19 protein-coding genes, 1 pseudogene and 1 riboswitch are annotated in these 22,607 nt (G+C 35.9%); of the genes and pseudogenes, 7 read left to right on the top strand and 13 right to left on the bottom strand.

What is annotated here, in order from left to right:
- On the top strand, positions 1 to 1,014 hold a 1,014-nt coding region (locus HMPREF1208_RS03900; protein ID WP_037559126.1), incomplete at its 5' end, for an ISL3 family transposase.
- Between the two features lie 298 nt (positions 1,015 to 1,312).
- Here the strand turns inward: HMPREF1208_RS03900 and lysA are convergent.
- The 8 genes from lysA to HMPREF1208_RS03860 form a co-directional block, all read right to left on the bottom strand.
- Entirely contained in the window at positions 1,313 to 2,578 is a 1,266-nt protein-coding gene (lysA, locus tag HMPREF1208_RS03895) for a diaminopimelate decarboxylase (RefSeq protein ID WP_016425051.1), read from the bottom strand.
- Complete coding sequence (alr, locus tag HMPREF1208_RS03890; protein ID WP_016425050.1) at positions 2,579 to 3,652, bottom strand: alanine racemase; 1,074 nt, start codon at positions 3,650 to 3,652, stop codon at positions 2,579 to 2,581. It abuts the gene before it with no gap.
- The gene (locus HMPREF1208_RS03885; RefSeq protein WP_016425049.1) at positions 3,649 to 4,803 is read right to left on the bottom strand and encodes a M20 metallopeptidase family protein; all 1,155 of its coding nucleotides are present in this window, start codon (positions 4,801 to 4,803) and stop codon (positions 3,649 to 3,651) included. Before HMPREF1208_RS03885 ends, alr begins: the two co-directional genes overlap by 4 nt.
- Positions 4,804 to 4,870: 67 nt before the next feature.
- Positions 4,871 to 5,590, bottom strand: a complete 720-nt coding sequence (gene dapD, locus HMPREF1208_RS03880) for a 2,3,4,5-tetrahydropyridine-2,6-dicarboxylate N-acetyltransferase (RefSeq protein WP_016425048.1) — start codon at positions 5,588 to 5,590, stop codon at positions 4,871 to 4,873.
- Positions 5,591 to 5,607: 17 nt separating this feature from the next.
- On the bottom strand, positions 5,608 to 6,330 hold the full coding sequence (gene dapB, locus HMPREF1208_RS03875; protein WP_016425047.1) for a 4-hydroxy-tetrahydrodipicolinate reductase: 723 nt from the start codon (positions 6,328 to 6,330) through the stop codon (positions 5,608 to 5,610).
- The gene (gene dapA, locus HMPREF1208_RS03870; protein ID WP_016425046.1) at positions 6,330 to 7,205 is read right to left on the bottom strand and encodes a 4-hydroxy-tetrahydrodipicolinate synthase; all 876 of its coding nucleotides are present in this window, start codon (positions 7,203 to 7,205) and stop codon (positions 6,330 to 6,332) included. The genes dapB and dapA overlap by 1 nt, the downstream gene beginning before the upstream one ends.
- The gene (locus HMPREF1208_RS03865; RefSeq protein WP_016425045.1) at positions 7,205 to 8,194 is read right to left on the bottom strand and encodes an aspartate-semialdehyde dehydrogenase; all 990 of its coding nucleotides are present in this window, start codon (positions 8,192 to 8,194) and stop codon (positions 7,205 to 7,207) included. Before HMPREF1208_RS03865 ends, dapA begins: the two co-directional genes overlap by 1 nt.
- A gap of 221 nt (positions 8,195 to 8,415) precedes the next feature.
- A riboswitch (Lysine riboswitch) is annotated at positions 8,416 to 8,594 on the bottom strand.
- 102 nt (positions 8,595 to 8,696) lie between these two features.
- On the bottom strand, positions 8,697 to 10,307 hold the full coding sequence (locus HMPREF1208_RS03860; RefSeq protein ID WP_016425044.1) for an ABC-F family ATP-binding cassette domain-containing protein: 1,611 nt from the start codon (positions 10,305 to 10,307) through the stop codon (positions 8,697 to 8,699).
- A gap of 185 nt (positions 10,308 to 10,492) precedes the next feature.
- On the opposite strand from HMPREF1208_RS03860, the gene HMPREF1208_RS03855 reads away from it, so the two are divergent.
- From HMPREF1208_RS03855 to lacG, 5 genes are all read left to right on the top strand, one after another.
- Positions 10,493 to 11,392 carry a CvfB family protein gene (locus tag HMPREF1208_RS03855; RefSeq protein ID WP_016425043.1) on the top strand — a complete coding sequence of 300 codons (900 nt, stop codon included), beginning with the start codon at positions 10,493 to 10,495 and terminating at the stop codon, positions 11,390 to 11,392.
- Positions 11,393 to 11,696: 304 nt separating this feature from the next.
- The gene (locus HMPREF1208_RS03850) at positions 11,697 to 12,536 is read left to right on the top strand and encodes a CAT RNA binding domain-containing protein (protein ID WP_016425042.1); all 840 of its coding nucleotides are present in this window, start codon (positions 11,697 to 11,699) and stop codon (positions 12,534 to 12,536) included.
- 21 nt (positions 12,537 to 12,557) lie between these two features.
- Positions 12,558 to 12,884 carry a PTS lactose/cellobiose transporter subunit IIA gene (locus HMPREF1208_RS03845; RefSeq protein WP_016425041.1) on the top strand — a complete coding sequence of 109 codons (327 nt, stop codon included), beginning with the start codon at positions 12,558 to 12,560 and terminating at the stop codon, positions 12,882 to 12,884.
- Positions 12,885 to 12,894: 10 nt separating this feature from the next.
- Positions 12,895 to 14,580 (top strand): PTS lactose transporter subunit IIBC, encoded by a 1,686-nt coding sequence (locus tag HMPREF1208_RS03840; RefSeq protein WP_016425040.1) that lies wholly within the window; start codon positions 12,895 to 12,897, stop codon positions 14,578 to 14,580.
- Positions 14,581 to 14,609: 29 nt separating this feature from the next.
- Positions 14,610 to 16,022 (top strand): 6-phospho-beta-galactosidase, encoded by a 1,413-nt coding sequence (gene lacG, locus HMPREF1208_RS03835; RefSeq protein WP_016425039.1) that lies wholly within the window; start codon positions 14,610 to 14,612, stop codon positions 16,020 to 16,022.
- A gap of 418 nt (positions 16,023 to 16,440) precedes the next feature.
- Here the strand turns inward: lacG and lacD are convergent, their stop codons facing one another.
- The 5 genes and pseudogenes from lacD to pepF form a co-directional block, all read right to left on the bottom strand.
- Complete coding sequence (gene lacD / locus HMPREF1208_RS03830; protein ID WP_016425038.1) at positions 16,441 to 17,388, bottom strand: tagatose-bisphosphate aldolase; 948 nt, start codon at positions 17,386 to 17,388, stop codon at positions 16,441 to 16,443.
- 216 nt (positions 17,389 to 17,604) lie between these two features.
- Positions 17,605 to 18,120, bottom strand: coding sequence for a galactose-6-phosphate isomerase subunit LacB (gene lacB / locus HMPREF1208_RS03825; protein WP_016425037.1), 516 nt, complete (start codon positions 18,118 to 18,120; stop codon positions 17,605 to 17,607).
- Between the two features lie 18 nt (positions 18,121 to 18,138).
- Complete coding sequence (locus HMPREF1208_RS03820; protein ID WP_016425036.1) at positions 18,139 to 18,570, bottom strand: RpiB/LacA/LacB family sugar-phosphate isomerase; 432 nt, start codon at positions 18,568 to 18,570, stop codon at positions 18,139 to 18,141.
- 310 nt (positions 18,571 to 18,880) lie between these two features.
- Positions 18,881 to 19,642 (bottom strand): DeoR/GlpR family DNA-binding transcription regulator, encoded by a 762-nt coding sequence (locus HMPREF1208_RS03815; protein WP_016425035.1) that lies wholly within the window; start codon positions 19,640 to 19,642, stop codon positions 18,881 to 18,883.
- Between the two features lie 58 nt (positions 19,643 to 19,700).
- Positions 19,701 to 21,529: pseudogene (gene pepF, locus HMPREF1208_RS03810) on the bottom strand (oligoendopeptidase F).
- Positions 21,530 to 21,700: 171 nt separating this feature from the next.
- Here pepF and HMPREF1208_RS03805 point away from each other — a divergent pair.
- Positions 21,701 to 22,027, top strand: a complete 327-nt coding sequence (locus tag HMPREF1208_RS03805; RefSeq protein ID WP_016425032.1) for a hypothetical protein — start codon at positions 21,701 to 21,703, stop codon at positions 22,025 to 22,027.
- Positions 22,028 to 22,607 lie beyond the last annotated feature (580 nt).

Here is a 22,607-nt window from a genome sequence, read left to right as displayed (position 1 = left end):
ATTCAACCCCGATGTACCATCTCAAATGAGGTCAAACGCATGATGACCCGGAAACTATCTAAAGTCATCTCTGAAAAGGATGTCGCTGAAAGTCTATGTGTATCACCTTCAACTGTCCATCGCCATTTAAAAGAGGTAAGTGATTCGGTGAAGACGCAGGCACATCATGTTTTACCGGAGCACTTAGCTTTTGACGAATTCAAATCAACGAAAGATGTCGAAGGTGCAATGAGCTTTATTTACTGTGATAGTGTAACCCATGATATCATCGATATTTTACCTGATCGTCGCAAACATAAATTAGAAGCCTATTTTTTAAAGTTCTCTAGAAAGCAACGTGAAAGAGTGAAAACCATCTCTATAGATATGTTTCCACCTTATATCGCACTCATTCAAGACTTATTTCCTCATGCGGAGATAATTATGGATCGCTTTCATATCGTGCAGGCTATCAATCGTGAAATCAATCGATGCCGAGTTCAAGTTATGAATGGTTTTAGGACAAAAGATAGACCTAAATATAATAAATTAAAGCGTTATTGGAAGTTACTATTAAAAGCGCCCTTAGATTTAGATCGAATGATATATCAGTCATACGGACTTTTTAAGTCTTGGCAGAGTCAATACAGTTTAGTTCAGTATTTATTGGAGCTTGATGAGAGGCTCAAAGAGACATATGAAACGGGGCATCGTCTTTTAAGTGCTCTGAAAGTAAACGATATCCAGCAATTACGCTTCATCTTACAGGATTCAAAAACAAAAGATATTTCACAAGGACTCAAGCGCGTCATTCAAACATTCATCAAATATTTGCCCTATATCTCAAATACGATGCGTTATCCACATTTAACGAATGGGCCAATTGAGGGCATTAATAATAAAATAAAACTGATTAAACGGGTTTCTTATGGTTATAGAAATTTCTGGAATTTTAGGAATCGAATCTTAATCATTTCCAAGGTATTTGTAAGTGAATATAAAAAACGCATTAAACAACAAAATAACGTTGCTTAATGCGTTATCGTCTCGCCAACCGACGTTGACAAAGAACCTTTTTTGTATGCTCAGTGGTTCATACAGCATACAGCATAAGACTAGGTCATCACTGTCAAAAAGAATCGCGCTAAGATGACTTTTAATAGAAAATCATCTTAGCGCTTCCTTTTTGTTATAAAACTTCGTATAATATGCCTTTGTTTTGCTAGGGGGACAACCTCAGCCCGTCGTCTCCGGCTCGTCCTGTACCTCATGCGAGGGTTATTAAAGATTGGATGTTCCAACTTCGTTCACTAACAAACCAAGGTTATGGATACTATTTAACGTCATTAATAATCAGTTGTCTTAAAGATTGGCGTTTAATGACTTCTCGTGCTTTTCCATCTTTCACAAAAAATACAGAAGGCTTTTGAATTTGGTTATAATTAGACGTCATACTATAATGATAAGCGCCTGTTGTTAAAACCGCTAAATAATCGCCACGTTTGACGCTTGAAGATAAGCGAGCTTCATGAATGAGAATATCACCGGATTCACACAGTTTACCTGCTAATGTTACCGTCTCATCTGCTTCTTCTTGACGGTTCACTAATAACACTTGATACTGTGCATCATATAAAGCTGTACGTATATGATCACTCATACCCCCATCAATAGATACATATTTATTCACATTTGGAATCTCTTTAATCGATCCTACCTCATATAAAGTGACACCTGCTTCTGCCACAATTGAACGACCCGGTTCAATACTTAAAGTTGGAATAGGGTAGTCAAGTTGATGACATGTTGCTTTTATGGCTTGAACAATTTCAGTAATGCCTTCCTCGATGTTGAAAGGACGATCACTTTCAACATACTTCACGCTAAAACCGCCCCCTAAATTAAGCAATTCAATCGAAATATCATTTTCTTTTAACCACTGTAAAACCATTTTCGCTGTTTCTATCATGCCCGTTGTTTCTTCAATTTGAGAACCAATATGAAAATGGATACCTTTAAAGTGAAGTTGTTGAGAAGCTTGTATTTTTTCGATAGCTTGTAAAGCAAGGCCGTGTTTTAATGATAATCCAAATTTACTTTTTTCTTGTCCCGTTTGTATAAATTCATGTGTGTGAGCCTCAACTCCAGGATTAACTCTAACTAAAACCTCGACTGTATCAGTAGCATAGCGCTCAATCAAATCAATTTCATCTAGCGCATCAACAACAAAATAACCAATACCACTTTCAATAGCATAGCGAATCTCTTGTTTTGTTTTATTGTTCCCATGAAAATGAATACGCTTCGGATCAAAACCTGCTTCTAAAGCTGTGTAGAGTTCTCCTTCAGACACCACATCTAAATCAAAATCTTCTGATTGTGCCAATTTGACCATTTGAATACAAGTGAACGCTTTTGAGGCATATGATAATACATAACCAATATCATTCTGTTGAAATGCGCTGTGATAGCGTCTCATTTGATTTCTTATTTGCGCTTCATCATAGACGATAGTAGGGGTCCCAAAGCTTTGGGCCAAAGTTTTTAAACTTGTTCCTGCCAAAGTGAGTTCTCCACTTTTATTGTAACTTACTGTCATTTATCTATACTCCTTTATCAGTGAATCCAAATTTAATGCGCTTAACTGCTCCGAATTCGCACCTACGCCTTTAAATGTATAATCATCGATGCGTAAATCTTCATTATACAAAATGACTTTATCTTTCGCTTGTACGTGTTCATCAACTTCAACAAACATATGACTCATCATTAAGGCACGAATAGGGTAAATACGTTGATTTATCATAACTTCATGTTGCGCACGTGTACGTAATATTCCATCTCCATAGCCAATATCAACGACGGCTAAACGTGTGTTATTTTCCTCCGCGGTATAAGCAAAGCTATAACCACAGTGATCTCCTTGTTGAACCTGTCTCACTTGGATGACATTTGCGCTTACTGTCAATGCTTGCGGGAATGCTTCTCGAGAAAGTGAAGCATATGGGCGAGAGCCGTATAAAGCTATGCCAATACGTGCATGTGTATGATGTTCAAAAACATGGCCCTCTCTAAAATAACTGGCGCTATTTTGTGCGTGTATCAAGTCAAACGACATATTCATTTTGTTGACTAGAACATCAACAACATTGAACCAAGCATCTCTTTCCTGTTGATACATCGTAACGTCAAATTCATCTGCATAGCCAAAATGAGTCCAAAGCCCAGTTATTATCATTTTAGGGCTATACGTTTGACGATGATCTTCAATAACTTTTATCATTTCATCAATCGTTTTAAAACCAGAACGATGTAATAAGTTTTCGTATTCTAAATGCACTTTAACATCAAACAATGCTTCTTTATATTGTTCATAAAATGCCAAAGAGGGCAATGTCATATGAATATCATATGTACGCAATAACTCAAATTCATCCGTTGCATTCATTAAAAAAATCGTCGCTGCAGCATCGATTTTACGAATCGCAATAGCTTCATTTAATGACGTTGTACTAAACGTATCAATACCCATTTCTTTAAATGTATTGACTGCAAAATCTAATCCGTAATTATATGCATTATTTTTAACAACAGCCATAATCGATTGATTACCTTTAACGCGTTTTACATTTTCTTTAAAACGCGCTTGATTGATTTGCCAAACTGCAGTCATGCTTCCACCTCGTTATAATTAAATAACAGTCTTTCATAATAATCCGCAATGCGAATTAATACATGCTCATCAAAATTTAATTGTGGGGTATGAAGACCACTTACAAATTGCTTTTCATCATTTCTAGTGCCTACAAATACAAAGTAAGCAGGGGCAATTTGACGATAAAAACTGAAGTCTTCACCAAACAAGTATGGACGTTCATTCTCAATAACCGTCATTTGGTGATAATTGAGACTTTCCACTACATATTTTTTTAATGATGGATCATTCATAGTAGGGGGATATCCTTCAGCAAACTTTACTTCGCAAGAGACATCAAATAAGGTATGCGCACTTTGCGCAATTTTTTGCATTTGATTTTGTATTGCGCTCAAATCATCCATATCATAAGTCCGAATTGTACCTTCTAAATAGCCTTTACTTGGTACCGTATTAATCGCTTCACCAGCATGGAAATGACCGATGTGAACAATATTGCGTTGTAGCCCGTTAAGATGATATTGTTGGATTTGTGAAACTTGCGTTAAAATATGCTGTAAAGCTTCACCCGCAGATTTACCTTGTTCTTTATTTGCAACATGACTCGATTCGCCCTCAATAAAAAATCGATATTCGGTCGCACTTGCTGTAATCTCATAATCTCTTATTACAACCGAACCTTCTTCAACAAAAGGCATCACATGTACACCATAAATGGCATCGATATGAAACTTATCTAAAGCATGAGACTTGATTAATAAATTCGCACCGCCCCCAGATTCTTCAGCAGGTTGAAAAATAAAAACAACATGGTGGGGTAATTGACCTTCATCAAATAGCTTTTTACATCTTTTTACAAATAACATTAATGCGGTTGTATGCCCATCATGCCCGCAAGCATGCATTTTATTATCCGTCTCACTTCGATAGGCGACATCGTTCTCTTCGTGTATCGGAAGGGCATCGATATCAGCACGATAAGCAATGGTATGTTCACTATTGCCTTCTAAATAGGCGATGATACCCGTTTCTAAAGGCTTTTCGTAGGGGACCTCTAAGTCTATCAAAAATTGTTCTAAATAACGTGTTGTCTCAAACTCTTCTAAACTCAATTCAGGATGTTGATGTAAGTATCGACGATGTTGTGTGACAAATTCTATTTCGCTCATAAAAAACTCCTTTCTTTGTGCTATGTATAAAAAGAGGGCCGAGTTGTTTGCTCCGCCCACTCATAGATTACTCGTCTAATTTACGTAATGCTGCGACAATCTCACGTTTTGAATCTTCAACTTCATGTGCTTGTTTAATGACTTTTGCTGGTGTACCAGCGACTACCGCGCCAGCCGGAACATCTTGTGTGACAATCGCGCCAGCTGCGACAATAGCACCTTCACCCACACGTACACCTTCTAGAATCACAGCATTAGCACCAATCAAAACGTTATCTTCAATGATAACAGGGGAGGCGCTTGGGGGTTCAATTACACCCGCTAATACCGCACCTGCACCGACATGAACATTTTTACCCGTCGTTGCTCGGCCACCTAATGTTGCATTCATATCAATCATTGTACCTTCACCAACGACTGCACCTATATTAATTGTTGCACCCATCATTACGACCGCACCGTCACCAATGACTGCATGCTCTCTAATAAAAGCGCCTGGCTCAATACGGGCATTCGTATTTGTTAAATCTTTGAGTGGTATTGCTGAGTTACGACGGTCCATTTCAATTTCTAAGTCTTCAATTCTCATTTGGTTTTCTTCATAGAATGTTGCCCAGTCAGCAGCTTCACAAAAAATCACTTTTGAATTTTCAGAGCCGAAAACTTTAAATTGTTCTGGAAATGCGATGTCACTTAATTCACCATTAATATAGACCTTTAACGGCGTAGATTTTTTTGCATCGCTAATATATTGAATAATCTCTTCTGCTGTAAAATTTTTAACCATATTGTAAAAACGCTCCTTTATAAGTTATCAAATGTATAATACCCGGGTTGTTGATGAACTAACTTTTCTGCTGCACCCAATGCGCCATTTGCAAAAATATCTTTTGACTGAGCTCGATGTGTCAATGTAATTGTTTCATCGACGCCCGCAAATAATACATCATGTTCACCTACAATCGTGCCACCCCGTACTGTATGGATACCAATTTCATTTTTAGTTCTTTTCGCATCTTTTTGACTACGATCATAAACAGGGGAAACATCAGATCTTAGCGATGCAATGACATCATATAATTTTTCTAACGTTCCACTTGGTGCATCTACTTTTTGATTATGATGCGCTTCCGTTAATTCGATATCATAGTCATTTAATAAAGGCACTGCTGCTTCTAATATTTTTGTCAAAGCATGTACACCATAGCTCATATTTGCACTGAAAAATACAGGCATTGTATTGCCGAGTGTTTTTAATTTCTGAGTAATACGTTCTTTTTCTCCTGTTGTCGCAATCACAAGGGGTAATTTAAAATCATCCTCAAGTAATGGCAGTAACAAATTAGGATGAGAAAAGTCTATAGCAACCTCAGCTTCTGTGGCATCGCTTATTTTTTCATATAATGGGTACGGTATATTCTCTTTTTTTCGATTGACAATGACACCCACAATTTCATGTCCATTTTCTTCAGCTAATCTTGCGACACGTTGGTTCATTGCCCCATAACCAATAAGTAAAATTTTCATTATTGAACACCTGCTTTAAATTGTTCGTATGCTTCTTTCAATGTTTGTTGCTCTTGTTCATTTAATGTAACTAGAGGTAATCTCACTTCATATTGCCCAAATCCTTCTAATGCACAAAGGTACTTGATCGGAATAGGGTTGATATCAATACTCATCGCGTCTAGAAGGGCACGAATCGGTTGGAATAGAGCTTCGCGCTGTGACGCTTCTGTATATACTTGTTGAAACTGCTTCGGAATCACATTTGCGACAACCGAAATCACACCGTGACCACCTTGTTGATAATACGATAGAATATTGTCATCATTGCCACTATACAATGCAAACGAATCCGTATCAACCCGTGCTTGAATCTCTGCTAAATAATCAAAGTCATTTGTAGCATCTTTTAATGCAACAATATACGGATTCTGACTTAGGCGTTCAATCGTTTCAGGCTCAATTGTAGCGTTCGTACGTGAAGGAACATTATAAAGGACAACTGGCAAAGCTGTTGCATTTGCAATAGCTTCAAAATGAGCAATCAAGCCACGTTGACTCGTTTTTAAATAATACGGCGTGATTAACATAATTGCATCAGCTCCAAGCTCTTTTGCACGTAGAGAAGCTGCTATTGATTTTTTCGTATTATTTGTACCCGTTCCAACGATAATAGGTACACGTTGATCATTAACTTCAATAACTGTTTGAAGTATTTGGTCTTTTTCTTCATCAGTTAATGTTGGATTTTCGGCTGTTGTTCCATTAACGACTATCGATTGAATACCATTTTCGATAAGAAAATTGACATGATTACGAATCGCATTATAATCAACTTCATCGTTTGTAAAAGGGGTAATTAAAGCAACACCTGTTCCTTCAAAAATATGTCCCATTATAATTCTCCTTTCAATTTTAGCACTTGTTCTAATATTTGAACCGCATTCAGTGCCGCACCTTTTAATAAGTTATCTGAAGTTACCCATAAGTGAAATGTATTATCTAAAGAATCATCTTTTCGAATTCGACCAACAAACACTTCATCACGTCCTGTGGAATGAATCGCTAAAGGGTACGCATTATTTTCTGGATCATCGACCAAAACAACACGAGGGTCTTTTTCAAGTACATCTTGAATTTCTTTCACCGTTGTAGGTTGGTCTAAAGTGACGTTGATGTGAACACTGTGACTATCTTGAACTGGCACACGAACACAAGTCGCTGTTACATTTAATTCTGGCTCAGTTAAAATTTTTCTCGTTTCATCAATCATTTTTTGCTCTTCTTTTGTATACCCATCTTCAAGAAACACATCAATATGTGGCAGTACATTATTATAAATTGGATGTGGGTAAGCTTCAGGCGATAAACCTTTGGCCCCATTTTCTAAATCTTGTTTACCTTTCATACCTGAACCTGAAACAGCTTGATATGTTGTATAAGCAACTCGTTTTAAACCAAACTGTTCTTGCAATGGTTTCAAAGGAACGACCGATTGGATTGTAGAACAGTTCGGATTAGCAATAATCCCTCTCTTGAACGTTGGGGCATTCACTTCAGGCACAATCAAATCAACATCTTCTGTCATACGCCATTGACTTGAATTATCGATGACTGTAGCACCGTTAGATTCAAAATGTGGGGCAAATTGAGCACTTGTTCCGCCCCCTGCACTCATAAGCACATAATCAAAGTGATCTTCAGTGGCTTGCTCAGTTAATTCCTGAACAGTATATGTTTGTCCTTGAAAATCTACTTTTTGACCTGCAGAACGTCGTGACGAAAAAAGTACGAGTTCATCAAAAGGAATATTTTTTCGGTCAATCGTTTCTAAAATTTTTGTACCTACTAATCCTGTTGCACCTACAACTGCTAATTTTGTCATCTTATCTCACTCCAATTTTAAATTCAAAGTCATACTTCAATAAAGTCTGATTTAGCATTATCTTCACACAATTCAGATAATAATTGATATTTTAATCTTTACTTTACAACGCATCCACTGAATTGACAACTTAAATCAATAGTTAAGTCTAGACTTTACAAAAATGGGGGACACATATAAACAAAAAAGCAAGTTCGGCGTGCGAACTTGCTCAATCTATATACAAGTGATGCACTCCATTATTGTAACAATAATGACAGACTCTCAGCTCTTAACCAAAGAATCCAACAAACAAGCAACTGCAATACTGTTTGTTTCGGCATCTCACCCTTTCGATATATGTGCTTGCAGACACGCTTAAAATATATCTACTTATGATTGATGCGCCTCATCAGTGATATTCAATTATTATGAACTTCATTATACATATAAACGCTTAATGTGTAAACCTTTATGTGAAAGCTTTTCATTCTAGCTCTCTATTTAAGACATTGAAATGGGATTAGGCTTTTGCTTTAAGTACACCTTTTTCTTGCAAGTATAACTCATAACTCATTTCCTTAGAAAGACCGCCTTCATGGTCTAAATCAATCACACGATTCGCGATAGTATTGATAAACTCAAAGTCATGAGAAGTAAAGATGAGTGAGCCTTTAAATGTTTTCAAGCCTTCGTTTACTGAAGTGATACTTTCTAAATCTAGATGGTTGGTTGGCTCATCTAACAATAAGACGTTCGCACTTGATAACATCATTTTGCTAAGCATACAGCGTACTTTTTCTCCACCAGATAAAACGCTCGCTTTTTTCTTCACTTCTTCACCGCTAAATAGCATACGGCCTAGAAATCCGCGTAAAAACGTCTCTGTTTGTTCATCCTCTGGTGCATATTGACGCAACCAATCGACTAAGTTCATATCCACACCTTCAAAATAAGCAGAGTTATCTTTAGGGAAGTAACTTTGAGAAGTTGTCACACCCCATTTAACTGTACCTTCATCGGGTTCCATTTCACCAGCAAGTATTTTTAACAATGTCGTTTTTGCAATTTCACTTTCACCAATTAATACAGCTTTATCATTAGGGTTCATTGTGAAAGAGATGCCGTCTAAAACTTTTTCGCCTTCAATCGTTTTAGAAACATTGTCAACAAATAGTAGGTCATTTCCGATTTCACGTTCTGGCGTGAATTTAACGAACGGATAACGACGAGATGAAGGTTGAATATCATCTAATTCTATTTTCTCTAATTGCTTCTTACGACTTGTTGCTTGTTTCGATTTTGACGCATTGGCAGAGAAGCGCGCAATAAAGTCTTGTAATTCTTTGATTTTTTCTTCTTTTTTCTTATTTTGTTCTTGCGCCATCTTCTGAGCCAATTGGCTAGATTGATACCAAAAATCATAATTCCCTACATAAATTTTAATCTTACCGAAGTCGAGATCAGCGATGTGCGTACAAACATTATTTAAGAAATGTCTATCGTGGGAAACAACAATCACTGTATTTTCAAAGTTAATTAAAAAGTCTTCTAACCAACTAATGGCTTGAATGTCTAGTCCGTTGGTCGGCTCGTCGAGTAATAACACATCAGGTTGTCCAAATAAACTTTGCGCTAACAATACTTTAACTTTTTGATTATTTTCAAGTTCAGACATTTTTTTATCATGTAACTCTGCCGCAATACCAAGTCCTGAAAGTAATGTTGCCGCATCCGCTTCAGCATTCCAACCGTTCATTTCAGCAAATTCGCCTTCAAGTTCAGCAGCGCGTATTCCATCTTCATCACTAAAGTCAGGTTTCATATAGATTGCGTCTTTCTCTTGCATGACTTCGTATAAACGCTCATGCCCTTTAATGACAACATCTAGTACACGTTCATCTTCATATGCAAAGTGATCTTGTTTTAATACTGCTAAACGTTCATCTTTGCCTAACGAAACATGACCCGATTGAGAATCTAACTCTCCTGATAAAATTTTTAAAAACGTAGACTTTCCTGCACCATTTGCACCGATAAGTCCGTAACAATTTCCCGGTGTGAATTTAATATTCACATCTTCAAATAATTTACGATCACCGAAACGTAAACTCACATCTGTAACTTGTAACATGGATTTTCTCCTTTATTTCATTTTCATCTAATGGATGAATTATATCATGAGAAAGGGCTATAAATCTAATTTCTTTAAAAAATAATCGAACAGCACCGCATGACTTTTAAATGTAACTTACCCTTAATGCTTATACCACTATAAGATGATATAATAGAAATAACTTAATTATAGAGGAGTACGTTATGTCATTTAAAGAAAATGAAATTATAGGGACGATTGAATTTTTAGAAGTAAAAGCCCTTGAAGGTTCTACATATAATTTGGAAGGGCCGAACCAAGAATTAGTTAAATTAAATGCGTCAGAAGTCAATGCTGATGACGAATTAGAAATAGGGGAGTCATATAGTTTTTTCATCTATCCTAACCGATCTGGTGATTTATTTGCTACTCAAAATATGCCTGATATTACCGTGGGGCGTTATGACTTTGTTCGTGTACTCAGTACAGACCGTGATGGTGCACGCTTAGACGTCGGCTTACCAAGAGAAGTTTTAGTACCATGGGAAGATTTACCCAAGCTTAAATCGTTATGGCCTGTAAAAGGAGACTACGTTTTATGTACATTGAGAATTGACCGTGAACGACAAATGTTTGCTCGACTTGCATCAGAAACAACGGTCCAACAAATGTACACACCTGTTCATGATGACGCACTTAAAAACAAAACAATTCAAGCACGCCCATATCGTTTATTACGCGTAGGTACATTTCTTTTATCAGAAGAAGGCTACAAAATTTTTGTGCATGAGTCAGAACGTAAGGAAGAACCGAGACTAGGACAACAGTTAGATGTGCGCATTATTGGCTATAATGATAAAGGCGAATTAAACGGTTCATTTTTACCTTTTGCGCATGAACGTTTGGATGAAGATGGCGAACGTATATTTAACCTACTTGTTGAATACGAAGGCGAATTACCATTTTGGGACAAATCTAGCCCAGAAGCTATAAAAGAAGTTTTTAACATGAGTAAAGGCGCTTTTAAACGCGCTATCGGTCATTTATATAAAAAGCGCATTATCAATATTGAAACTGGAAAAATCACATTAACGAAAAAAGGTTGGTCTCGCTTAGAAGATTAACTCACGTAAAATTTTCAACTTAAAATCATTTCAGATAAAGCCTTGTCGTCATGCATACCACTTGATGATAGGGCTTTTTTCATATGTTTATTTAACGTCATTGTATCTCTATTTGTGTTTCGTCATATTAAATTTATATTGACATTTAAATTGAACAGCTTTATTATTATCATAAAGAACAAAAACGGACATTTTAAAACATTTCCATGGATCGTGACTATTGAATTAGGCGAAACCACAAATCAATTTTGTATCAGACGAATTGATTTGTGGTTTTTTTATTTGAGTTTTGGGAGGTTTATAAATGATTATTCAACAGGTTTTGAACAATAATTGTGCAATTGTCAAATCACACGAGCAAGAAGAACTGATTGTCACAGGTAAAGGTATCGCATTTAAAAAGAAAAAAGGGGACACTTTAGAACGTCAATTGGTTGAGAAAATTTTTCGTCTAGAAAACGAAAATATGAAGCAGAATCTGACTTTTTTAATTAAAGATGTTCCGATTAAATACATCTTAACTAGCTTTGAAGTTGTTTCAACTGTACAAAAGCATTTTAATCTGACGTTTCAAGACTATCTTTATGTGACATTAGCTGATCATTTAAATGCAGCACAACATCGTATTGAAAATAACCTTTGGCAAGAAACCGTTATACCAGATATGCAGTCGCATTATCCACTTGAAATGGAGGCCGCAGAACTTGGGTTAAAAATCATTAATCAAAACTTAGCGCCATCGTTTCCACAATCTGAAGTTGTCAGTTTAGCATTACATTTTCTCAATGCCAAGCTGGATGTAAACACGACTCAAATAGAAGATAATGCACGATTCATTCGTATCATTAACTTCGTAAATCAGTTTTTAAATGACCATCAAATTGTTCGAACCCAACGTAATCATTATCACTACGACCGCTTTTTCACACACATGAGTTACTTTTATGAGTCTCAAAATGCAAATAAAGATGAAAATCAATTAAGTTCGATTGATGTTGCTATTTTTTCTGGATTAAAACAATCTCATCCAGTCTCGTACAAACTTGCAAGCGAGCTGGCAGAAGCTTTAGAAAGTCAATTTCATCTCACCGTTCTAGAAACTGATAAATATCATTTTCAATTGCATATAGAGCGACTTATTTAAGGCGATAAAGGAGGAAAATTTATGTCTAAAGAAGATAACATGATGATTGGATTTACCATTGTTGCTATAGCAGGTGATGCACGTGCAGAAATTATGCGTGCATTCGAGGCAGCCAAAAGTAAAAACTTTCAAGAGGCGCAAGCACACATTGAAAATGCGAATCGATTTATTAATGAAGCACATGTGGAACAGACACAGCTTTTAGCAAAAGAGTCACGTGGCGAAGTCGGAGAAATGAGTTTTGTCATGGTTCATGGACAAGATCACCTCATGACGACAATGGCTTTACGAGATATTGCAAAATACTTTATTGATGTCTATCAGCAATTAGAACGCTTAGAGAGGTAGGTTAATATATATGAAATCCATTATCAAATATATAGAGCGTATGAAGCCTTTTTTTGAAAAGGTTGCAGCCAATCCGTATTTAACTGCAATTCGTGACGGATTTGTCGCAGTTATGCCTGTTATTTTATTTTCTTCATTGTTTATTTTAGTTGCTTATGTGCCGAATATATGGGGATTTCACTGGCCAAAACATATTGAAGAAATCATTATGAAAGTTTACACATTTACAATGGGAATGATTGCCGTTTATATTTCAGGGACTGTCACCAAGTCACTGACTGATAATAAAAATATCAAGTTACCTAAAACAAACCAAATCAATGTTATCTCCACATTTATCGCTGCCGAATCAGCACTATTAATTTTAGCGATGAATCCTGTAAAAGATGGTATTAATATTGATATGTTAGGTACCAAAGGGTTGATTGCCTCTTTCTTAGTCGCATTTATCGTTCCTAACATTTATTACGTTTGTATAAAAAATAATATTACGATTAAGATGCCTCCCCAAGTTCCAGGGAATATTGCACAAGCGTTTAAGGATATGATTCCATTCGCCTTATCGGTCTCCTTTTTCTGGATTATTGATATTTTAGTGAGACATTTAACAGAAGGAAATTTAGCCGAGCTTGTGACAATCTTACTTTCGCCTTTATTTACGGCTGCCAATGGTTACTTAGGCTTTGCTGTTATTTTTGGGTTCATTGCTTTCTTTTGGTTTATTGGTGTACACGGCCCATCCGTTGTGGGTCCTGCTGTGGTTGCAATCATGTATAATAACCAAGCTGAAAATTTACGCCTTTTTAGAGAAGGGCAACATGCAAGTTTTGCATTGACACAATCTACACAAGATTTCGTTGCACTAATGGGTGGTACTGGCGCGACTTTACTCGTCCCTTATTTATTTATATTTCTTTGTAAATCAAAAGAATTAAAAGCTGTTGGTAAAGCATCTGTCGTTCCAACTACTTTTGCAGTAAACGAACCTTTACTCTTTGGTGCACCGATTATCTTAAATCCAGTATTTATGATTCCTTTTATCATTACGCCTATTATTAATTCATGGATTTTAAAATTCTTTGTTGAACAATTAGGGATGAATGGTTTTATGCACTTACTTCCATGGCCTACACCAGCACCGATTGGTATATACATGGCTAGCAATTTTGCAATGCTTTCTCTTGTTTTAATAGCCGTATTATTGATAGTGGATTTTATTATTTGGTATCCATTTGTACGTGCATACGACAAAATCAAGCTTGATGAAGAACGCAGTACTGTAACTGCTGAATCAAGCAATGATTTAAAAGATACCTCTGATACAAAGACTGAACAAGAAAATGAATCTTCATATGACCAATCGACTCACAACTTTAGTGCCAATGTTTTAGTCGTCTGTGCAGGTGGCGGAACAAGTGGTATCCTAGCTAACGCACTTAACAAAACAACAAAAGAAAAAGGCGTTCAGTTAGAGGCAACCGCTCGTGCATATGGTCAAGACATGGATTTGATTCGTGACATGGATGTTGTAATCCTTGCACCACAAATGGATTCAATGAAAGATGAAATGAAGAAAATAACAGATCAATATGACGCACAACTAATGACTACAACTGGACGTGAATACATTGCGTTAACACGTGACGGAGATGCGGCATTAACAAAAATAGCTAACTTGATTCGTCAGAAAAATTAAACAAAAATAAACATAAAGGAGCGATTTAAATGATAGCATTACCTAAAACTTTTATCTTAGGTGCCGCAACAGCAGCATATCAAGTTGAAGGTGCAAGCAAAGAAGATGGGAAAGGTCGCGTTTTATGGGATGCGTTTTTAGAAAAAGAGGGGCGATTTAGTCCTGATCCAGCGAGTGATTTTTATCGCCGTTATGAAGAAGACATCCGTTTAGCTCATGAACATGGTATTACAGCGCTGCGTATTTCAATTGCATGGTCACGCATATTTCCAAATGGAAGTGGCGAGCCGAATGTGAAAGGGGTTGAATACTATCGCAAAGTATTTGAAACATGTCTTCGATACGATATAGAGCCTTACGTTACTTTGCATCATTTTGATACGCCTGAAACATTGTTTTTACAAGGAGACTGGCTCAATAAAAATCAAATTTCAGCATTTGAGGATTATGCCGCTTTTGTTTTTGAAGCATATCATGACATTGTTAAACATTGGATAACGATAAATGAACCTATTGCCTATGCACAAGGACAGTATCTTTCTGGTGCGTTTCCACCAGGTGAAAAGTATGAGCGTCTAAAATGTGTCCAATCTCAACACAATCAACTCGTTGCACATAGTCGTGTTGTCAATTTGTTTAAAGAAAAAGGCTATCAAGGTGAAATTGGTCTCGTACATGCATTAACACAATTTTATAGTATTGATCAACAACCTCAAAATATTGAAGCAACACGTAAACATGATATTTTCATGAATGGGTTCATGTTAGACGCAACATTTTTAGGCTATTATACGGACGAAAAACTCACAACAATAAAAACGATATTAGCAGATGAATTTGAGCAATTAGATATTCGAAAAGAGGAGTTGGATACCCTTAAAATTGCAGCACCGCAACTTGATTTTATTGGAATAAATTATTATCAAAGTAATTGGATTCAATACCATCAGGATGAAAGCTATATTTTTCATAATGGAACAGGTGATAAGGGGACTTCTGTGTATCGCATCGCAGGCATTGGTGAAGTTGTCAAAAATGATAAAATTCCAACGACCGACTGGGATTGGTATATTTATCCAGAAGGCCTTTACGATATGATTCAACGGATTCAAAATGATTATCCAAACTATAAGAAAATGCTCGTAACAGAAAATGGACTTGGTTACAAAGATCAGTGGATTGACGAAGAAACACCGATAAACGATCAAGTACGTATTGACTATATAGCAACTCATCTAGAAGCAATTAGTAAAGCGATCAAAGAGGGTGCACGTGTCGACGGTTATTTTGTATGGTCACTACAAGATATGTTTAGTTGGTCAAATGGTTATAATAAACGGTATGGACTATTCTATATTGATTTTGAAACGCAAAAAAGATATGTCAAAAAAAGTGCATTATGGTACCGTGAATTAGCAAAAACGATTGCCCAACAATCTTAACATACGTAAATAGGAAATGAGCCTGAGACAAAATTGTCTCAATAATCGATGAAATCCGAGGTTTTCGTAAAAAACGAAAAATCTCGGATTTTTTCCTTTTATCATCAGTTTAGCCGCACTAGATGCGACTAATTTCCTTAGGCACCTCGTTAATTTAGTTTTTGTTGTGATGAATTAAATTATACGAAAGTGCCTTATTTTTTTAAGTATAATGGTGAATGATTACATATATAAGCGAAGTATTTATAGCGAGACTCCTGAGGGAACAGGACGAGCCGAAGACTACAGGCTGAGGCTGTCCCCTCGGAAAGCGAGCCTATATAATACGAAGCATGATAATAAAAAGGAAGCTCGAAGACGATTTTTATCAAAATCATCTTCGAGCTATTTATTTTGGTATTTATGTCCCAGGCTCATATTATAATGATTGAATAGGTGTGGCTGTCTTCTCTAATACTTTGTTTAAGGCTTCTATATTTTTAACCCCTTCGTTTGTAAGCCACGATTGCGCTTGGCTCATGTTTTCATTACGGTACAGTTGTGTTGCGCCTGCCCATGTCGCTCTTCCACAAAGCACGCCATTAAATGTTGAGCCAGATTTATGGGCAAAAATCAATGTTTCTTGGAACAACTGAGCAGATACACCTGCACTTAAGAAAATATAAGGTAGAGGCGTATGATCCGCCTGAGCTTTAAAATGTTGCGCTGCCTCAGATTGTGTATAAACGACTTCTTTTTCACTAAATCCTTCAACAAATGACATGTTAACAGGAATTTCTACTTTTAAAACATCAACTTGAAAACGTGGTTGACTGTATATTTCCATCGCTTGATTAACTTTATGCGGCTTTAATTTTGCGTATTCAATACTTTGGTTGTCTTCAATAGTCGCATCATAAGTCAATATTTCTAAGAAGAAAGGTATATCTTCAGAATGACACTCTGCGCCCACACGTTCAACAAATGCTTCCTTTTTAATATTTATGTCTTCTGATTCATCTACGTCAACATAAATAAGTAACTTAATAGCATTTGCGCCAGCCTCTTTTAAACGCTTAACAGACCAATTATCAAGTAAATCTGGAAGTCGACCTGGTTCGGTTTTATCATAGCCTGTTTTTTCATAAGCTAACATTAAACCACACAATGGCTCTCTGCAAGCAGCAGCTGGAAGGCCATATTCAGGATCTAATAAAATGCTAGATGCATAAGGTGTCAAAGATTCAGAAACGATAACTTTAAATTGTTCGATAGCTTTATCTGAAATATCATTTCCTAACATTCGCTTTAATGCACCACGTTGATCAATCGCCAATGCTGCAATAAAGCCTTTATCATTCACTAAATGAGATAAGTCTTTTACCATTTTATTTGCCTGCGGATAAAAACATATACAAATCTTCTCAAATTGATTATTGTATAGTGATGCTCGTTTATTTCGCAGGTACCTCCTAATCATTACACGCGCACCTAGTGATATTATTTTACTTTTTCAACTTAAATGTCATAGTAGTCAATAGCGTATCTCCACATCCCCAGAGATATCATTTAGTAACTGTGCTTATTTTAAGTACTATAATCTTTAATCTTGGTAAGCCCCTTGATTCCATTTTTCTAAATACAAATCAAACATATCGTCAGTGTAATGAACATCTTCTGACTCTAATACATGATCAATTTGCCGAATCAATGCTTCGTTTTCATCTGTGTGCTTATATTCAGTGTTAATAAATGTTTCGACAATATTTTTGATTAAGTCAATCCCCGTCACTGCACCTCCAACTGCAATAAGGTTGCAGTTATATTGTTGCTTTGCAATTCGTGCACTTGTAGTATCACGCACAAGAGCTACACGTGCACCAGGTGTTTTATTCGCAGAAACACTAATGCCAACACCCGTTCCACATAAAACAACACCTAAATCTGCTTCTTGTTTAACGACACTTTCTGCCGTCAATTTTCCAAAAATAGGGTAGTGCGTGCGGTGCTTATCGTATGTACCAAAGTCAATAACTTCATGCCCTAAATCTTTTAAATGTTCAGAAATCCTCATTTTTACATCTGTAACAATGTGATCACAGCCAATCGCTATTTTCATAATTTTCCCTCCCAGTTTTTAACACATATGATTGAGCATATCGATTCTAATTTGATGACGACCTGCATCGTAATCAGCTTTAAAAAAGGCGTCTGCACAATTTTGCACAAGTGTTGCACCTATAATTTCTGAACCTAAAACGATGATGTTCGTATTATTATGACGTCTTGTCATTTTAGAAGATTGCTCATCGGATACACTGGCACAAATAATGTGTTTATATTTGTTCGCAATGATAAATGGGGCAATGCCATAGTCATCAACGATAATCGCTTTACTTTCTAAATCACTCTGAATCTTCATAACAGTCTGTTGGGTTACTTTGAAAACATCGTCTCCATCTTCTGAACTTGTTAAATCCACGACGTCATGACCTTTAGCTACCAAAAAAGAAAGCAATTTTTCTTTTAATGCTTGTCCTTTTGTTGTCGCATTGAGGTACAATTTCATATCTCTCACTCCTTTAAAATGTTCGATAAAGTATAGTTATGTTCTTAAATGTTTGTTTATAGTTATATTATACACAACAAAGTAATTTTTACAAACTTCATTGTGCAATACCGTTATATTTTAAACAGAGGGATGATTTTAAAATTATTGTGTGATAAAAATGCGATGGAGTAGGGGTTAATCATTGTTTTTATCAAAATGATGAAGAAAATAGGTGTTCAAAAGAAAAAAAGAGTATAAGAGAAATTATTTGGTTTTCTCTTATACTCCAGTTCGAGTTAACGTAATGTTTGCATACAGCCACTTTTTATCAAATAAAAAACATAGGATTTTGTTCGATTTTTGCAACATCATCTGTGATGACAGCTGTAACTTGATTCAGTGTAGCGAATGTAAATAACGCTTTGACATCGAATTTTGTTCGATCTGCATTAATATAAACTTGCTCAGCAGTTTCAATAACAACTTGATGGCAGGCACCTTCAGCTTCATTTGCTGTCGTTATTTCTTGGTTTACGATCCCATTTGCGCCGATGAATGCCTTTGTAATTTCAAATTGACGAATCATATTTTCAGCATATTGGCCTACAAAAGTACCTGTTTTTTCTCGATATCGACCACCAACTAAGTACGTATCAATATGTGCCAAGCCTTTATACTGCATAAATATATCCATAGAGTTCGTTACAATCGTCAATCTTTTCTCTTTTATATAATCAAAAATGGCTTCGTTCGTGGTGCCTGAACCAATAAATACAACTTCCTCATTATCATCAACAACATCATGGATAAGTGTACTACACTTTTGTGCGATGATTTTTTTAGCTGCTGTATTCATTGCTTTCTTATCTTGTCTTGATTGTTCTTTATAAATCGTTGGGTTAGGGGAGGATAAAGCTTTAGCGCCACCATGTATACGTTGCAAATAACCTTGTGACTCAAGTTCTTTTAAATCACGACGTATCGTCATTTCGGCTACATTTAAATCTTTCGACAAATCTAACACACGTGCGATTCTTTTTTGTTCGATTTGATCAAGTATATACTGATGACGTTCATCTTTCAATTTCATCTCTATATCCTCCGCATTTCTTTAAACATTCTTCTTAAAGTTTATTTTTAACATTCATTTACTTTTCGCTATCAGTCCCAGCCTCAATTTCATTCGTTAATGCTTCTAATTCATCAACTAATTGACCGATATATTGTATTGTTTCTTTAAGTGGTTGATCCGTCGTAATATCGATACCAGCAATCTTCGCAATCTCTGTTGGAGAAACACTACCACCGGCTTTTAAGGCAGTTAACCAATCTTCTACAGCAGGTTGACCTTCATTTTTAATACGTTGTGCCATAATTGTTCCGATAGTTAAACCAGCTGAATAAGTGTATGAGTAAAGTCCCATATAATATAATAGTGAGGTTGACGCATCCAAGTTAACTCAGCACCTGGTGTATACGTTACTACATCTCCCCAGAATGCTTTAATCACATCTAATTTAATTTCATTTAGCGCAGGGGCATTCAATGATTCACCTTTATCAACACGTTGATAGACTTCTCGTTGATAAGCTGCCTCAAGTAAATGCGTGACCATATTATGATAATATGTGCGTGCTAAAATAGAGCCGATTGCCCAACGTTTAAAACGTGGATTATGACTATTTTTGAATAAGTAATTTAGCATTAACATTTCGTTCATTGTTGATGGTGCTTCAACAAAATACATAGATGCTTCAGATTGTAAGTAATTTTGATGCGCTTGTGCAAATGTAAAATGGCCTGCATGACCTAATTCATGAGCTAGCACAAATGCCTCTGTCATTTTACCTGTCCACGAAATAAAAATATAACTATGTGACGCATAAGGGCTCGCACAATAAGCACCCGTTTGTTTACCTTTATTTTGTGGAAAATCTATCCATCTTTCATCATAGGCTTGATTTAACATTTTAACATAATCAGCACCTAAGACATCCAGTGCACCAAAAATATATTTTTTAGATTCTTCAATTGTAATTTCAGGCTCATATGTAGGATCAACCGAAATCTTTAAGTCTTCAAATCGAAGCTCGTCTAATTTATTTGTTCTTTGAATGATTTTCGCATATTTACGCATAATAGGGGCTAAATCAGACATAATCGTATCAATTTGGCGATGATACATCTCTAAAGTAACATCTTGTTCTTCGAGTAGGTACTCAATGACTGAATCGTAACCCCTCAAATCAGCTTCTAATTTTTCTCTTTGGACTTGAGCATTGTATACTGCAGCCGTTGTATGTTCATATTTTTTAATCGTGTCACTAAAATGACGGAAGCTCTTACGACGTAAATCCGTGTCTTCATGATCTTCATAGTAGCCTTCAAACGTCGTATAGTCCATATCATATTGCTGACCATTCACTTCGAAACTTCCGAAATCAATATCAAGCATTTTTGTGATGCCATAGATTTCACTTGCTGATGAAAACGCGGGTGCCATACTCGCCAAAGCTTCTTCTGCTTTGGCATGTAATTGATGCGGTTGTCTTTTTTGCAATTGCTTTAAATAATAACCATAAGGCAACTCATTAATTGCAGTATCCATCGTTTCTTTGTCTAAAGATAGCAACTCAGATTCAACAAAAGACAGTTGGCTTAAAATCTTACCATAATTCGTTGAAAATAGGGCGCTTAACCGTTGTCGTTCTGCGTCTGTAGTATCGACACTCAGCAATAGTTCTGCATAATTCCCTGCGCGATCTAATTCTATTAAGATTTGAGAAAAGGCTTCTAATCCTTTTTTAATGGTATCTAATTGGTTCAATTGCCCTTCATATTGCGCTTTAAAGCCTTGGGCATCTTGATATAATGCGTGAATCGCTTTTTCGTAAGCCGCTGAATCAGCGTATAAATCACTTAAATCCCAAGTTTCAGCTGTAGGAACTTCCGTTCTATGTGGTAATTTTTGAGACATATGTCATCATTCCTCCTTTAAATATGTATGTAACCATATTATAACGTTTTTATATGCATAAACGCATGTCAAAAGATATTGATAACTTAATTTGACTTTTAAAACTGATAAAGTACAGTAATTTTAGTATAATGAAATCTAAATCAAAGCAATTGAAGGAGACTAACCCATATGACGATACTAGAAATGCCGAACTATTTGTGGGTGACTTTACTCATTATGGTCGTCCTCACGTTATTTTGTACTTTAGTGCTCAATAAGTGGTTTTCTACAGCAATAACCATGTTTGTCGTGCTTGGTGTATTGGCATTTATCATACCCAATTTTTATGACATTACGTATGAACCGTTATTAGGATATGCAGCATTTGTCGCAATTCTAAGTTTAATCATTAGCGCATTGTTATGGTATTTTACACGCAATTGGCGAAAACAGCGTCAGCTTAGAAAATTTGAAAAAGAACGTGCACGCTTCGAAAAAAATCATTATCCAAAGTAATCGCAATATCCTTAAGCAAGTTGATATCAATCATCAACGGTTTAGGGATATTTTTTATTTTATGTATAAGGAAAAGGGCTCAATCCCTTTTTTATACATAACTTCCTATAATATATATTATGTAAACTAAAAAGTGATTTTTGAAATACATTGGTCTTTCTATACATATCTATAATGATTTACGTATTTACATATTAAATACATCATTTACCAACGCTTATTATGATTTAACCGTTAGTATTATGTTATGACGTTTATTATTTGCAGCTGATTGGTTTATATATCATTTAAAGATCTATGCAACACATGAATTTGCTATGGCTACATGGTATATATAAATTCACGCTTAGATAATGCGACAAATTTGAAGCTAAAGCCATCCATAGTGCTATAACCATGTTCAATAGCGATATTTAAATACCGTTAAAAGCTTATAAATGTATGATACATCAGCACAATCACTGATTTACAATAATAATACATAATAACATCTAAAAACCTATTGCTAAAGGCTTCAAATTTGCTCCATATGTAACGATTTAGATTCATACAGTGTTTAAGCGCACTCTAAAATGAAAGC

This window comes from Staphylococcus sp. HGB0015, from assembly GCF_000411275.1.
Classification (GTDB): domain Bacteria; phylum Bacillota; class Bacilli; order Staphylococcales; family Staphylococcaceae; genus Staphylococcus; species Staphylococcus schleiferi.
Note: the sequence above shows the minus strand (reverse complement) of the source record. Positions and strands in the feature narration are given on the sequence as shown.